The organism is Cellulomonas sp. zg-ZUI22, assembly GCF_017353535.1.
GTDB lineage: Bacteria > Actinomycetota > Actinomycetes > Actinomycetales > Cellulomonadaceae > Cellulomonas > Cellulomonas wangleii.
The window spans coordinates 25,231-38,980 of record NZ_JAFMUZ010000003.1 but is presented as its reverse complement, the minus strand read 5'-3'; the positions used below and the strand labels follow the sequence as shown (position 1 = coordinate 38,980).

Annotated in this window: 14 protein-coding genes; 8 read left to right on the top strand and 6 right to left on the bottom strand. The window is 75.5% G+C overall.

Annotated elements, in window-relative coordinates:
* Nucleotides 1–10 precede the first annotated feature (10 nt).
* Genes J1G43_RS11540 through J1G43_RS11530 form a run of 3 tightly spaced genes read right to left on the bottom strand, consistent with a single transcriptional unit; the run spans nucleotide 11 to nucleotide 1,889 of the window.
* Nucleotides 11–424: a spore germination protein GerW family protein gene (locus J1G43_RS11540; RefSeq protein ID WP_207341314.1), complete on the bottom strand. Its 414-nt coding sequence runs from the start codon at nucleotides 422–424 to the stop codon at nucleotides 11–13.
* A gap of 38 nt (nucleotides 425–462) precedes the next feature.
* Nucleotides 463–1,212 carry a S1C family serine protease gene (locus J1G43_RS11535; protein WP_207341313.1) on the bottom strand — a complete coding sequence of 250 codons (750 nt, stop codon included), beginning with the start codon at nucleotides 1,210–1,212 and terminating at the stop codon, nucleotides 463–465.
* Nucleotides 1,209–1,889 (bottom strand): hypothetical protein, encoded by a 681-nt coding sequence (locus J1G43_RS11530; protein ID WP_207341312.1) that lies wholly within the window; start codon nucleotides 1,887–1,889, stop codon nucleotides 1,209–1,211. The genes J1G43_RS11535 and J1G43_RS11530 overlap by 4 nt, the downstream gene beginning before the upstream one ends.
* Before the next feature lie 169 nt (nucleotides 1,890–2,058).
* Between J1G43_RS11530 and J1G43_RS11525 the strand changes: the two genes are divergently transcribed.
* Nucleotides 2,059–3,303 carry an MFS transporter gene (locus J1G43_RS11525; protein WP_307859564.1) on the top strand — a complete coding sequence of 415 codons (1,245 nt, stop codon included), beginning with the start codon at nucleotides 2,059–2,061 and terminating at the stop codon, nucleotides 3,301–3,303.
* A gap of 36 nt (nucleotides 3,304–3,339) precedes the next feature.
* On the opposite strand, the gene J1G43_RS11520 is transcribed toward J1G43_RS11525, so the two are convergent.
* The 3 genes from J1G43_RS11520 to J1G43_RS11510 all read right to left on the bottom strand — a co-directional run bounded on the left by J1G43_RS11520 (nucleotide 3,340) and on the right by J1G43_RS11510 (nucleotide 5,796).
* On the bottom strand, nucleotides 3,340–3,717 hold the full coding sequence (locus J1G43_RS11520; protein WP_207341311.1) for a DUF1844 domain-containing protein: 378 nt from the start codon (nucleotides 3,715–3,717) through the stop codon (nucleotides 3,340–3,342).
* Between the two features lie 93 nt (nucleotides 3,718–3,810).
* Complete coding sequence (locus J1G43_RS11515) at nucleotides 3,811–5,313, bottom strand: catalase (RefSeq protein ID WP_207378488.1); 1,503 nt, start codon at nucleotides 5,311–5,313, stop codon at nucleotides 3,811–3,813.
* A gap of 69 nt (nucleotides 5,314–5,382) precedes the next feature.
* On the bottom strand, nucleotides 5,383–5,796 hold the full coding sequence (locus tag J1G43_RS11510; RefSeq protein ID WP_307859563.1) for a Fur family transcriptional regulator: 414 nt from the start codon (nucleotides 5,794–5,796) through the stop codon (nucleotides 5,383–5,385).
* Nucleotides 5,797–6,241: 445 nt separating this feature from the next.
* Between J1G43_RS11510 and infC the strand changes: the two genes are divergently transcribed.
* The 7 genes from infC to pheT all read left to right on the top strand — a co-directional run bounded on the left by infC (nucleotide 6,242) and on the right by pheT (nucleotide 13,722).
* On the top strand, nucleotides 6,242–7,366 hold the full coding sequence (gene infC / locus J1G43_RS11505; protein ID WP_307859584.1) for a translation initiation factor IF-3: 1,125 nt from the start codon (nucleotides 6,242–6,244) through the stop codon (nucleotides 7,364–7,366).
* An 87-nt stretch (nucleotides 7,367–7,453) separates the two neighbouring features.
* Nucleotides 7,454–7,648 carry a 50S ribosomal protein L35 gene (gene rpmI / locus J1G43_RS11500; RefSeq protein WP_046528208.1) on the top strand — a complete coding sequence of 65 codons (195 nt, stop codon included), beginning with the start codon at nucleotides 7,454–7,456 and terminating at the stop codon, nucleotides 7,646–7,648.
* Between the two features lie 63 nt (nucleotides 7,649–7,711).
* Entirely contained in the window at nucleotides 7,712–8,098 is a 387-nt protein-coding gene (gene rplT, locus J1G43_RS11495) for a 50S ribosomal protein L20 (protein WP_089801998.1), read from the top strand.
* A gap of 195 nt (nucleotides 8,099–8,293) precedes the next feature.
* Entirely contained in the window at nucleotides 8,294–9,124 is an 831-nt protein-coding gene (locus J1G43_RS11490) for an RNA methyltransferase (RefSeq protein ID WP_249670855.1), read from the top strand.
* A 27-nt stretch (nucleotides 9,125–9,151) separates the two neighbouring features.
* Entirely contained in the window at nucleotides 9,152–9,811 is a 660-nt protein-coding gene (thpR, locus tag J1G43_RS11485) for an RNA 2',3'-cyclic phosphodiesterase (RefSeq protein WP_207341308.1), read from the top strand.
* Between the two features lie 259 nt (nucleotides 9,812–10,070).
* Nucleotides 10,071–11,141 (top strand): phenylalanine--tRNA ligase subunit alpha, encoded by a 1,071-nt coding sequence (gene pheS / locus J1G43_RS11480; RefSeq protein ID WP_207341307.1) that lies wholly within the window; start codon nucleotides 10,071–10,073, stop codon nucleotides 11,139–11,141.
* A 1-nt stretch (nucleotide 11,142) separates the two neighbouring features.
* A complete protein-coding gene (gene pheT, locus J1G43_RS11475; RefSeq protein WP_207378487.1) occupies nucleotides 11,143–13,722 on the top strand; it encodes a phenylalanine--tRNA ligase subunit beta in 2,580 nt (859 codons plus the stop codon).
* Nucleotides 13,723–13,750: the final 28 nt, after the last annotated feature.

The window sequence follows — 13,750 nt, the reverse complement described above, 5'->3', positions numbered from 1 at the left end:
ACGGTCGTGCTCAGCGACGCCGGACGGCCCACGCGACCGCCCAGACGCTCGCGACCACGGCGGCGACGACCTGACCGCCGAGGATCACGCGGTTGATGTCGATGGTCGGCTGCCAGTGCGCGCCGTCGTCGTCGACGACGACCATGCCCAGCGGGGTGACGTGCGCGGCGAACCCGCCCGCACCGCCGTCGCCGCTGCCGTGCGCGACGCGGCCCGTCGCGCGGGACCCGTCGTCCGCGGCGTCCGGGGGCGTCAGGTCGCCGTCGCCCCCGCCCGCCCCGGACCCCGTGAGGACCGTGACGCGCGCGACGGGCACGACGAGACGCCCGTCGCGCTCGTACGCCTCGCCGAAGGCCCGGCGGACCGTGAAGGTGTCCGCCGCCGCACCGGTCAGGGTGGCCGGGTCGAACCTGCGCTCCGTCATGTCGTGCCGTCCCGTCGTCGTGATGGACCGGCCCGCGCTCACCCGCAGGTCGGTGCCGGCGCGAACGCCGTGTCGTCGCCCAGCATGGCGCGCAACGTGCTCACGGGCACCAGAAAGCTCATCCCCTCCGCGTTCTTCGCGTACACGACGCCGATGACGCGACCGTCCGCGTCGAGGGCGGCGGACCCCGAGCTCCCGGGCTCCACCGGGGCGTCGGTGACGAGCACCTGGCCCAGGTTCGCGTGCAGCGGGTCCGTCACCTCGCCGACGACGCGGCCGTCCGTCACGGTCAGCTGCCGGCCCAGCGGGTACCCCACGACCGTCACCGGGTCGCCGACCTGGGGGTCGGCCTCGGCCAGGACGGGCGCCGCGGGCAGCGCGTCGACAGTGCGGACCACCGCGAGGTCCGCCAGCCCCGCGGTGCTGGCGGCCTCCGCGGCGACGTCGCGACCGTCGTAGGTGCTCAGCTGGAGCTCGGCCGAGTCCGCGACCACGTGCCGGTTGGTGACGAGCGTGTGCTCGTCGAGCGCGAAGCCGGACCCGGTGGACAGCCCGCCGCAGCCGATGTTGCGGATCCGGACCGCCATCCGCTGGGCGGCGTCGAAGCCGTCGGGGGACAGCTGCGAGCCGTCGGCGGCCGGCGGCGGTACCTGGGCGGCCGTGGGCACGACGCTCGTCGGCACGGGGGCCGGGGGCTCGGGCAGGGCGGCGCACCCGCCGACGACCGGCAGGACAGCCACCAGCGCGGCCACGGGTGCGAGCGCCCTCCTGCGGTGCGCCGTCCTCACCGGGACAGCTCGCTCTGCAGCGAGGCGTTCGCGTCGGCGGCGGCCCCGCACACGCGCTCGACGTCCGCGCGGAAGCGGGCGACGTCGGCGGCGTCGTAGGCCGCGGCGTCCTGCAGGTAGCCGATGAGGCGCTCCTGACCGTCGACGCAGGTGGCCAGGGACGTCGCGACGCGCCCCGCGGCCTGCGAGACGCGCGCCTGGTAGTCCGCGAGCTGCTGCTGCGCGGCGGTGGTGTCGCCGAGCTGGGCCTTCTCGTCGGCGAGCTCGGTGATGCGCGTCTGCGCGGCGGCCAGCTGGGCACGCGTGGCGTCGAGCTCGCCCGCCGTCGCCTCGAGCTCGGCGCGCACCTGCGCGAGCTCGTCGCCGTGGGTGCGTGCCAGGGCCTCCCAGTCGGCGGCGGACTCCTCCCAGGCGACCGTGGTCTCCCAGAGGCGCCAGCCGACCACGCCGGCGGTCGCCAGCACCGCGACCAGGAGCAGCGCGAGCACCGTGGTGGCACGTCCGCGCCGCGGCGGCGCGGTCGGCGCGGGGGCCGTGTGCGCGGGGGTCGTGTGCGGGGCGGCCGCGACGGGCTCGGGTCCCGCCCAGCCCGCCGGCAGGGGCGCGGTCGGTGTCGTCACCCTGGGCTCGGGGCGACGCTGCCCGGGGTCGGGGGTCGGGCCGCTCGGTCCGGTCATCGCCCCAGGATAGGGCGGCGTGGCGAGGGTCACGGCGAGCCCGGACCGGACGCCCGCGCGCCCTCGTCCGGGAGTGTGACGTGGCTCGCGCGCGCCGCACCGGACGATCCCGGCATCGCGGGCGCCGGCCGCACGGGCGGTGACCCGCACCGTGTCAGCATGGTCGATCGTGCGTTCCGCCTACTCCGACGTGCTGCGCCTGCCCGGTGTGGCGCGGTTGTTCCTCATCGGGCTGGTCGCCCGGGTCCCGCACGCCATGTCCGGGGTCGTGCTCACGCTGCACGTCGTCGGGGCGCTCGACGAGGGCTACGGACGCGCCGGCGTCGTCGCGGCGTCCCTCACCGTCGGGCTCGCCGTGGGTGCCCCGTGGCGCGGACGGCTCGTGGACCGGCTCGGGCTGCGCCGCGCCGTGCTGCCGTCGGTGGCCGTGGAGTCGGCGGTGTGGCTGGCCGCCCCGCACCTGGACTACGTCGGCCTCATCGCCGTGGTGTTCGTCGGCGGCCTCTTCCTCGTCCCGGTGTTCTCGGTGGTGCGGCAGTCGCTGTCCGTGCTCGTGCCGCCCGCGCAGCAGAAGGCGGCGTTCGCGCTCGACTCCGTGGCCACGGAGCTGACGTTCATGCTCGGTCCCGTGCTCGGGGTGCTGCTCGTGACCGGCGGCTCGAGCGTGCTGGCGCTCACCGTGGTCGGCGTCGCGACGGTGGGCGGCGGCGCCCTGCTGCTGTGGGCCGACCCCCCGACGCGGTCCGCGTCGGGGGCGGCGACGCCGGCCGACCGCCCCGCGGGCCGGGTGGTGACGCCCCGGCTGCTGGTCGTGCTGCTCGCGGCCGTCGCCGCAGCCTTCGTCATCGTGGGGACGGACGTGTCCCTCGTCGCGGCGCTCAACGACGCCGGACGCCCGCAGGACGTGGGGTGGATGGTCGCGCTCTGGGCCGGCGGGTCGCTCGTGGGCGGGCTCCTGCACGGCATCAGCCCGCGGCAGCCCGCGCCGCTGGTGCTGGTGGCGCTGCTCGCGCTGGCCACCCTGCCGGCGGCGTTCGCCGACGGGCGGGGGGCGCTCGCGGTCGCCGTCGTCATCGCCGGCCTGCCCTGCGCCCCGGTCCTCGCGTCGATCAACGCCACGCTCGTGCGGCTGGTGCCCGAGGAGCGCCGCGGCGAGGTCATGGGGTGGGGCGGGACCATGCAGACCGTGGGCAACGCGCTGGGTGCACCCCTGTGCGGGGTGGTCATCGACCGTGCCGGCGCGGGCGCGGGGTTCGCGACGGCGGCCGTCGTCGGCGGCGCCGTGGCCGTCGTGGGCCTCGTCGTGGTCGCACTCGCCGGGCGGCGGCGCGCGCACGGCGGCGTCGTCCCCGTGGTGACGGACGTCGTCACCGGGCCGGTGCGCGACCTGCGTGAGGACCCCGCCCGGCGCTGACCCGACCGCGGGACCCCGACGCGACGCCCGCCGGTGTCAGGACACCGGGCCGGTGAACGTCTCGCCCGGGCCCTCGCCCGGTGCGTCGGGGAACGGCGACGCCTCACGGAACGCGAGCTGCAGCGAGCGCAGGCCGTCGCGCAGCGAGCGGGCGTGCTGGTTGCCGATGTCGGGCGCCGACGTCACCACGAGCGCTGCCAGGGCGGTGATCAGCTTGCGGGCCTCGTCGAGGTCCCGGTGCCGCGCGCCCGGACCCTGCGCGTCGTCCTCGGCCAGGCCGCACTTGACGGCGGCGGCGCTCATGAGGTGGACCGCCGCGGCGGTGATGACCTCGACCGCCGCGACGTCGGCGATGTCACGGACGGCCTGGGTCGTCGGGTCGGTGGCCGCGTCGTCCGCGTGGGTGTGGCTCATGCGTCGATCCTCTCACCGCCGGTGCGCGGCGCCCCGACGCACGACGGCCCCGCACCCGACGGGGTGCGGGGCCGACGTGACCGAGGGCGGTGGTCAGGCGACCGGGACGCTCGCCGTGCCGGGGTCACCCGTCTCGACGGGCGCGTCGAGCGCGGTGAGGCGCTCGCGCAGCGCCTGGCCGAGGCCGGCGTCGACGTTGGTCCAGTACTGGATGGCGCGCTCCCGGACGTCCGAGCGCTTCACGCCACCGACGTGACCGGTGATCGTGTCGAGGAACCGGGCGCGCGCGGCGTCGTCGAACACCTCGCGGTAGAGCGTGCCCGCCTGGCCGAAGTCGTCGTCCTCGGGGTGCAGGGTCGCCGCCGTGCGCACCAGGGCGCCGTCCGACTCCCAGCCGCCCTCACCGGCGCGGGCCGGGTCGGCAGCCGGGCCGCCGACCGAGTTGGGCGCGTAGACCGGCGTGGTCGCCGACGAGAAGGTGTACCGCGCGGCGCCGTCCTGCGAGTACGAGTGCACCGGGGACTTCGGGGCGTTCACCGGCAGCTGGGCGTGGTTCGTGCCCACGCGGTACCGGTGCGCGTCGGCGTAGGAGAAGATGCGCGCGAGCAGCATCTTGTCGGGGCTGGCGGCGATGCCGGGCACGAAGTTGCTCGGCGCGAACGTCGCCTGCTCGATCTGCGCGAAGTAGTTCTCCGGGTTGCGGTTCAGCTCCATGACGCCGACCTCGATCAGCGGGTAGTCGCCGTGCGGCCACACCTTGGTCAGGTCGAACGGGTTGAAGCGGTACTCCGCGGCGTCCGCGTAGGGCATGACCTGCACGCTGAGCGTCCAGCGCGGGAAGTCGCCGGACTCGATGTGCTCGTGGAGGTCGCGGATGTGGTGGTCGGCGTCCGAGCCGGCCAGCTGCGCGGCGACCTCGGCCGGCATGTTCTCGATGCCCTGCTGGGTCTTGAAGTGGTACTTGACCCAGAAGCGCTCACCCGCGGCGTTGATCCACTGGTACGTGTGCGACCCGAAGCCGTCCATGTTCCGCCACGTGGCGGGGATGCCACGGTCGCCCATGAGCCACGTCACCTGGTGCGCCGACTCCGGCGACAGCGTCCAGAAGTCCCACTGCATGTCGTTGTCGCGCAGGTGCGAGCCGGGCAACCGCTTCTGGGAGTGGATGAAGTCGGGGAACTTGATGCCGTCGCGGATGAAGAAGACGGGGGTGTTGTTGCCGACGAGGTCGTAGTTGCCCTCGGTCGTGTAGAACTTCAGCGCGAAGCCGCGGGGGTCGCGCCAGGTGTCGGGGGAGCCCTGCTCACCGGCGACCGTGGAGAAGCGCGCGAGCATCTCGGTCGTCGTGCCGGGCTGGAACACCGCGGCGCGGGTGTAGGCCGACACGTCGTTCGTCACCGTGAACGTGCCGAACGCACCGCCACCCTTGGCGTGCACGACGCGCTCCGGCACCCGCTCGCGGTTGAACTGCGCGAGCTTCTCCACCAGGTAGTGGTCGTGCAGGGCGATCGGGCCGTCGGCGCCGACGGACAGGGCGTGGGCGTCGGAGGCGACCGGTGCGCCGGAGTTGGTGGTGGTGGGCGGGACGTGGGACAAGGTGGGTTCCTCTCGTCGACCGGGCGGACGGGCCCGGCGGGGATCGTGGTGCGGGTGGGCGGCGGTGGGTCAGCCGGCCGACCGGCAGGTGGGGCACAGGCCCCAGAACGTGACCTCGGCGGACTCGACCGCGAAGCCGGACGTGGAGCTGGGGATGAGGCACGGCGCGTGGCCGACCGTGCAGTCGACGTCGTCGAGGGCGCCGCAGCCGCGGCACACGACGTGGTGGTGGTTGTCACCGGTGCGCCGCTCGTAGCGGGCCGGGTGGCCCGCCGGCTCGATGCGGCGCAGGAGGCCGGCGTCGGCGAGTGCGTGCAGCACGTCGTAGACCGCCTGCACGGACACGCTCGGCAGCGTGGCGCGGACCTCCTGCAGCACCGCGTCGGCGTCGAGGTGCGCGCGACCGGCGAGCGCGTCGAGCACGGCGAGCCGCGGGGCGGTCACCCGCAGCCCGTGCTCACGGAGCAGGTCGGTGTCGGTCACGGGCACACTCGACCACGTTTTCTGGAATGGTTCAAGATTCGATGGCCACGGGGTGTGCGGGGCGCGGCGGCCCGGGGGGCGCCCGACGTGAAGCGGGGCGCAGCGCGATCGGGAGGGGTGCGGCCGGGAGGGGTGCAGCCCGGTGGGCGGGGCCCCTCGGGTGCGTGCGGGCAGTGGTCTGCTAGAGTTGTCGAGACTGATCCGCGCTGTCGCGCGCCCTCGTCCTGTCGCATGGCCCTCCGGGAGCACACCCGGGTGTCCGTGCCGGAGTCGGGGACGCACGGCGGGGTGGATGCACAAGTGGAGCTTCTCCCACCCGGTCCCGACCGCTCGGCTCGTCCGACGACAGGGGTCCGGGTCCCGGTCCGCAGGTCGACAGGTTTCGCCCCGTCGGCCGGTCGACGGTACGCCTCGTGCGTCCGTCGGTGCCGGACGAGGCCTCCGCCTGTGCCCAGGGCGGGGGCCTTCCTCGTTCCTGGAGGTCCGACACGACGAACCCGAGGAGCACCACATCAGCGAGCCCCGCATCAACGATCGGATCCGCGTCGCCGAGGTCCGACTCGTCGGACCCAACGGTGAGCAGGTCGGCATCGTGCGCCTGGAGGACGCCCTGCGTCTGGCCCAGGACGCGGACCTCGACCTGGTCGAGGTCGCCCCGACCGCGCGTCCGCCCGTGTGCAAGATCATGGACTTCGGCAAGTTCAAGTACGAAGCCGACATGAAGGCGCGTGAGGCCCGGCGCAACCAGGCGAACACGATCCTCAAGGAGATCCGCTTCCGGCTGAAGATCGACCCGCACGACTACGGCACCAAGAAGGGCCACGTCGAGCGGTTCCTCAAGGCCGGCGACAAGGTCAAGGTCATGATCATGTTCCGCGGCCGCGAGCAGTCGCGCCCGGAGATGGGCGTGCGCCTGCTGCAGCGCCTCGCGGCCGACGTCTCGGAGCTCGGCTTCATCGAGAGCATGCCGAAGCAGGACGGCCGCAACATGATCATGGTGCTGGGGCCGACCAAGAAGAAGGCCGAGCAGCGCAACGAGCAGCGTCGCGCCGCGGCCCAGGCGAACCCGGAGGACGGGGAGTCGACGGCGAGCGACGAGCACGTCGAGCACATCCCGTGGCCCCCGGTCGCGACCGAGCGGCGTGCCGCGGAGCAGCAGGCGGCGCCCGCCGCGCAGGCTCCTGCCACGCCGGCTCCCGCGGCCGAGGCTCCTGCCGCACCGGCTCCCGAGGCGTCCGCGCCGTCCGCCACGTCCGACGCCCCGCGTCGGGCCGCGGCGCCGCGCCCGTCCTCGGCGTCCGCACCCCGGACGTCGGCACCGCGCTCCTCGGCACCGCGCTCCTCGGCCCCCGCGCCGCGCAGCTCGGCACCGGCGCCGCGCACGTCGGCGCCGGCAGCGCGTCCCGCACCGGCGGCGAGCACGCCCCGCCCGCCGGCGCCCGCGCCGCGCCCCGCCGGCCCGACGTCGACGCCGAACCCCGCGGCGCGGCCCGGTCCCCGGCCCGGTGCGACCCCGAAGCCTGCTCCGCGACCCGCTCCGCCGGCCGCGGACGGCGAGCAGTCCGGCTGACATCCGCACGGACGCGCCCACCCCGCGTCCGGACGACCCACGAGTCGCACGACCGTGCGATGCGAACGACAAGGAGACACGGCAGCCATGCCGAAGAACAAGACGCACTCCGGTGCCAAGAAGCGGTTCCGGGTCACCGGCACCGGCAAGGTCATGCGCGAGCAGGCCGGTGGTCGCCACCTGCTCGAGCACAAGTCGAGCCGCCGCACCCGCCGCATCGCCGGTGACGTCGTCGTCTCGCCCGCCGACACCCCCAAGATCAAGAAGCTGCTCGGTCGCTGACCCGCCGGCGCGTCAGCGCCCCTGGCGGAGGCATCGAGCCCCGGACAAGGCAAGGAGCATCACGTGGCACGCGTGAAGCGGGCGGTCAACGCCCAGAAGAAGCGCCGGTCGACCCTCGAGCGGGCGAGCGGCTACCGCGGGCAGCGCTCGCGGCTGTACCGCAAGGCCAAGGAGCAGGTCACCCACTCCCTGGTGTACGCCTACCGCGACCGCAAGGCGCGCAAGGGCGACTTCCGCAAGCTGTGGATCCAGCGGATCAACGCTGCGGCCCGCGAGAACGGCATGACCTACAACCGCCTGATCCAGGGCCTCAAGGCCGCCGGTGTCGAGGTGGACCGTCGCGTCCTCGCCGACCTGGCCGTCAACGACGCCGCCGCGTTCACCGCGCTGGTGCAGGTCGCCAAGTCGGCGCTCCCGGAGGACGTCAACGCGCCCCGGGCCGCCGCCTGACCCACACGGACCGCCGGCGCCCGCCGCCGGCACCGCGTCCGGCACGCCCCCGTCGTCCTCGTGACGGCGGGGGCGTCCTCGTCCCCGCGGACGGTCGTCGACCGCGCCCGGCACACGCACGGCGCGGTGCCCGCCGAGGGACACGCCCCGCACCCGCGTGCGGGGGACGGCACCGGCACCGGGGATGATGGACGGGTGCCCGACGAGCTGCTGACCAACCCCCGTGCCGAGCGTGTGAAGGCCGTCCGCGCGCTGGCGAGCCGCAGCGTGCGGCGACGGTCCGGGACCTTCCTCGTGGAGGGGCCGCAGGCCGTGCGCGAGGCCGTCGGCCCCGGTGCTCCGCGGGTGCACGACGTGTACCTCACGCCCGACGCCGTCCGCCGCCACCCCGAGATCGTCGAGGGTGCGCACCAGGTGGGCGCGCGCGTGCGGACCGGCACGCCCGAGGTGCTCGAGGCGATGAGCCCGGACGCCCAGGGCGTGGTGGCGGTGGTGGACCAGGTGCGGGCGGACCTCGACGACGTGCTCGCGGCACGCCCGCGGCTCGTCGCCGTGCTCGCGCACGTCCGGGACCCGGGCAACGCCGGCACCGTGCTGCGGGCGGCCGACGCGGCGGGTGCGGGCGCTGTCGTCCTCACGGCGAGCAGCGTGGACGTGCACAACCCCAAGGCGGTGCGCTCGACCGCCGGATCGCTCTTCCACCTCCCGGTGGTCGCGGGCCCCGAGCTGCCGGAGGTCGTGGCGCGGCTGCGCGCGGCGGGGCTCACCGTGCTGGCGGCCGACGGGTCCGCCCCGCACGACCTGGACGACCTGCTCGACGTGGCGGGTGCGGCGCCGGCCGGTGTGCCGGACCTCGCGGCTCCGACCGCCTGGGTGTTCGGCAACGAGGCGTGGGGGCTGCGCGAGGAGGACCTCGCGCTGGCCGACGCCGCGGTGCGCGTGCCCCTGCGCGGGCGGGCCGAGTCGCTGAACCTCGCGACCGCCGCCGCCGTGTGCCTGTACGCCTCGGGGCGCGCCCAGCGCTGAGCACCGCCCGCCTGGCAGGCTGCACCCATGCGACTGTTCGCCGCGGTGTGGCCCCCCGACGACGTGCTCGACCACCTGGACCTCGCACTCGCCGTCGTGCGGCGGGGTGCGGGCGCTCAGGACGAGGGTGTGCGGTGGTCGGCCCGCGAGACGTGGCACCTGACCGCGGCGTTCTACGGGAGCCTTCCCGACGCGGTGACCGACGACCTCGCCGCCGGGCTGGTGGACGTGACGGCGGGCGCGCGGCCCTTCGAGCTGCAGCTGCGCGGCGCGGGCGTCTTCGCGCACCGCACGCTGTGGGTCGGCGCCTCCGGTGACGTGACGGCCATGGTCGACCTCGCCGCCGGCGCCCGGGCGGTCGGGGAGGCGCACGGTGCGCCGCCCGACGCGCGGGTCCGTCACCGCCCGCACCTGACCGTCGGGCGGGCCCGTGCGGGGGCGCGACCGCCGCGACGCGGCACCCGCGCGGTGGCCGGCGCGCGCGGCGGCGGCCGGGGGCCGGGCCGGACGGCGGGCGGCGACCGTCGGGACCTCGCACCGGCGGAGGTGTTCGAGCAGGCGCTCGCGGTCTACGAGGGACCCCGCTGGACCGTGGACGCCCTGACGCTGGTGGAGTCGCGGCCCGGGGCAGGCCGCGGCGGCGGACCGGCGTACACGACGGTCGGGACCTTTCCCCTCGGGGCGTGAGCCGGTGCTGTGGCAGCATGGCCGCATGCGCGTGCACCTGCTCACCCGGGCGTCGGGTGGTCGACGATTTCCGCGGCCCGTCCCGGGCCGCGCACGCGCGCACGCACGCTGAGGAGCGTGACCGAGGTCCACGTCCGCGCCGGACGTCGCGACCGCCCCGGGACGGGCGCCACTAGACTGCCCAGCCGGCCGACGTGCACCGCGTGACCTGTCCGCGCCGCACGGTCCGGCCGTCGCCGAACCGCCCTGGAAGGTCCTGATGACCAGCGACACACCGCTGTCCCCGCTCGACGCCGACGGCGTCGCCGCAGCCGTCGACGACGCCCTCGCGGCGGTCGCCGCCGCCGGCGACCTCGACGCCCTGAAGTCCGCGCGCCTCGCGCACACCGGTGACGCGAGCGCCCTGGCGCTCGCCAACCGGGCGATCGGCACGCTGCCCGGCCCCGACAAGGCCGCCGCCGGTAGGCTCGTGGGCCAGGCCCGCGGGCGCGTCAACGCGGCGATCGCCGCGCGCACGGCCGAGCTGGAGGCCGAGCGCGACGCGCGCGTGCTCGTCGAGGAGTCCGTCGACGTCACGCTGCCCGCCGACCGTCACCCGCTGGGTGCGCGCCACCCCCTGACGACGCTCTCGGAGCGCATCGCCGACGTGTTCGTCGCGATGGGCTGGGAGATCGCCGAGGGTCCGGAGCTCGAGGCCGAGTGGTTCAACTTCGACGCCCTGAACTTCGGCGTCGACCACCCCGCGCGCCAGATGCAGGACACGTTCTTCGTGGCGCCGCAGGACGGCGACGTCGCCGAGGACGGCTCGGGTCTCGTGCTGCGCACGCACACGTCGCCCGTGCAGGCGCGCACGATGCTCGAGCGCGGCGTGCCGGTGTACATCGCGTGTCCCGGCAAGGTGTTCCGCACCGACGCGCTCGACGCGACCCACACCCCGGTGTTCCACCAGGTCGAGGGCCTCGCGGTCGACAAGGGCCTGACGATGGCGCACCTCAAGGGCACGCTCGACCACTTCGCGCGGGCGATGTTCGGGCCGGAGGCGCGCACGCGGCTGCGGCCGTCGTTCTTCCCGTTCACCGAGCCGAGCGCCGAGATGGACCTGTGGTTCCCGCAGAAGAAGGGCGGGCCCGGGTGGATCGAGTGGGGCGGCTGCGGCATGGTCAACCCGCACGTGCTGCGCGCCTGCGGAGTGGACCCCGACGTGTACTCCGGGTACGCGTTCGGCATGGGGATCGAGCGCACCCTCATGCTCCGGCACGGCATCGCCGACATGCGCGACATGGTCGAGGGCGACGTGCGCTTCTCCCAGCAGTTCCGGACGGTGATCTGACATGCCTCGCATCCCTCTGACCTGGCTCGGCGACCACGTCGAGCTCCCTGCCGACCTCACGGCCGAGCAGCTGGCCGCCGACCTCGTGCGCGTCGGCCTCGAGGAGGAGGCGATCCACACCTCCGGCGTCACCGGCCCGCTCGTCGTCGGGCAGGTCCTCGAGCTCACGCCCGAGCCGCAGAAGAACGGCAAGACCATCAACTGGTGCCGCGTCGACGTGGGCGCGCACAACGACCTCGACGACGACGGCAACCCGACCGTCGCGCGCGGCATCGTCTGCGGCGCGCACAACTTCGGTGTGGGGGACCGTGTCGTCGTCGCGCTGCCGGGTGCGGTGCTGCCCGGGCCGTTCCCCATCGCGGCGCGCAAGACGTACGGGCACGTGTCCGACGGCATGATCTGCTCGGCGCGCGAGCTGGGCCTCGGTGAGGACCACGCCGGGATCATCGTGCTGTCGCGACTGGGGTACGGCGACGACGTCACCGCTCCCGGCACCGACGCGCTGCGCCTGCTCGGCCTGGCCGACGAGGTGCTCGAGATCAACGTGACCCCGGACCGCGGGTACTGCTTCGCGATGCGCGGCGTCGCCCGCGAGTACGCGCACTCCACGGGCGCGCGCTTCACCGACCCCGGCCTGGCGTCGGACGACGTGCTGCGGGAGCGACCCGCCGGGTTCGCGGTCGAGATCGCCGACGACGCGGGCATCGGCGGGGTGCCCGGGTGCGACCGGTTCGTCGCCCAGGTCGTGCGCGGCGTGCGCGCGTCCGGACCGTCGCCGGCCTGGATGCAGCAGCGCCTCACGCAGGCCGGCATGCGCCCGATCAGCCTGGCGGTCGACGTGACGAACTACGTCATGCTCGACCTCGGGCAGCCGATGCACGCCTACGACCTGGCCACGCTCACCGCGCCGGTCGTCGTCCGTCGGGCGCGCCCGGGGGAGAAGGCCACGACGCTCGACGACGTCGAGCGCACCCTGGACCCGCAGGACCTGCTCGTCACCGACTCCACGGGCGGGCACGCCGCGCGCGTGCTCGGCATCGCCGGGGTCATGGGCGGCGCGGACTCCGAGGTGGGGGAGGAGACGACGGACCTGCTGCTCGAGGCCGCGCACTTCGACCCGGTGTCCGTCGCGCGGTCGTCGCGGCGGCACCGGCTGACGTCGGAGGCGTCCAAGCGCTTCGAGCGGGGTGTGGACCCGCAGCTGCCGCGGGTCGCGGTCGCACGGGCTGCCGCGCTGCTCGTCGAGCACGGCGGCGGCACGGTCGAGGACGCGCTGACGGACGTCGACCGCACGTCGGCGCCGGAGCCGGTCGCGTTCGACCCGGCGCAGGCCGGGCGGCTGGTCGGCGTCCCGTACACCGACGACGAGGTGCGCGCGACGCTCACGGAGATCGGCTGCACGGTCGAGGACGCGACGACGCCCTGGCGGGTGCACGTGCCGTCCTGGCGGCCCGACCTCGTCGCGGGCGTCGACCTGGTCGAGGAGGTCGCGCGGCTGCGCGGGTACGACGCCATCCCGTCGATCGTGCCGTCCGCCCCGACCGGCCGCGGCCTGACCCGGGACCAGCGGCTGCGCCGCGCGGTCGCGGACACGCTCGCGGCGTCGGGCCTCGTCGAGGTGCTCAGCTACCCGTTCGTCGGTGCCGAGCAGCTCGAGGCGCTCGGCCTGCCGGAGGACGACGAGCGGCGCCGGGCGGTGCGGCTGGTCAACCCGCTCGCCGACGGGCAGCCGTACATGCGCACGGACCTGCTGGTGACGCTGCTGGAGACGGCGCGCCGCAACGTCACGCGCGGGACGTCCGACGTGGGCGTGTTCGAGCTCGGGCTCGTCACGCTGCCGCCGGCGGGCCCCGGCGTGGCGCCGCGGCTGCCGGGCGGGGCGCGCCCGGACGACGACACCCTTGCCGCGCTCGAGGCGGCCGTGCCGCCGCAGCCGCTGCACGCGGCGGGCGTGCTCGCCGGTCTGGCGGAGCCTGCCGGGGTGTGGGGCGCGGGTCGCCGCGCCGACCACGGGGACGCGATCGCGCACGTGCAGCACCTCGCGCGGCTGGCGGGCGTCGAGCTCGCGGTGACCGCCGACCGGGAGCGGGCGCCGTTCCACCCGGGCCGCTGCGCGCGGCTGTCGACGCTCGACGGCGTCGTCGTGGGCCACGCGGGGGAGCTGCACCCGAACGTCGTCACCGCGCTCGGCCTGCCCGCGCGGACCGTGGCCTTCGAGGTCGACCTGTCGGCGCTGCTCGCGGCCTCGTCCGCGGAGCCGGTGCAGGCCGTGCCCGTCTCGACGTTCCCGGTGGCGAAGGAGGACGTCGCGCTCGTCGTGGCGGACGACGTCCCGGCGGCGGACGTCCTGACGGCCGTGCGGGTCGGCGCCGCCGCGTCGACCGCGGGCGACGTCCTGGAGGACGTGCGGCTGTTCGACGTCTACGTCGGCGACCAGGTCGGACCGGGACGCAGGTCGCTCGCCTTCGCGCTGCGGCTGCGCGCGCCCGACCGGACGCTGACGGCCGAGGAGACGGCCGCCGTGCGGCACGCCGTGGTCGCCGAGGCGCACGCGCGCGTGGGCGCCGAGCTGCGCGCCTGATCGTCAGGTCGACGGGCCGGTCGCGGGG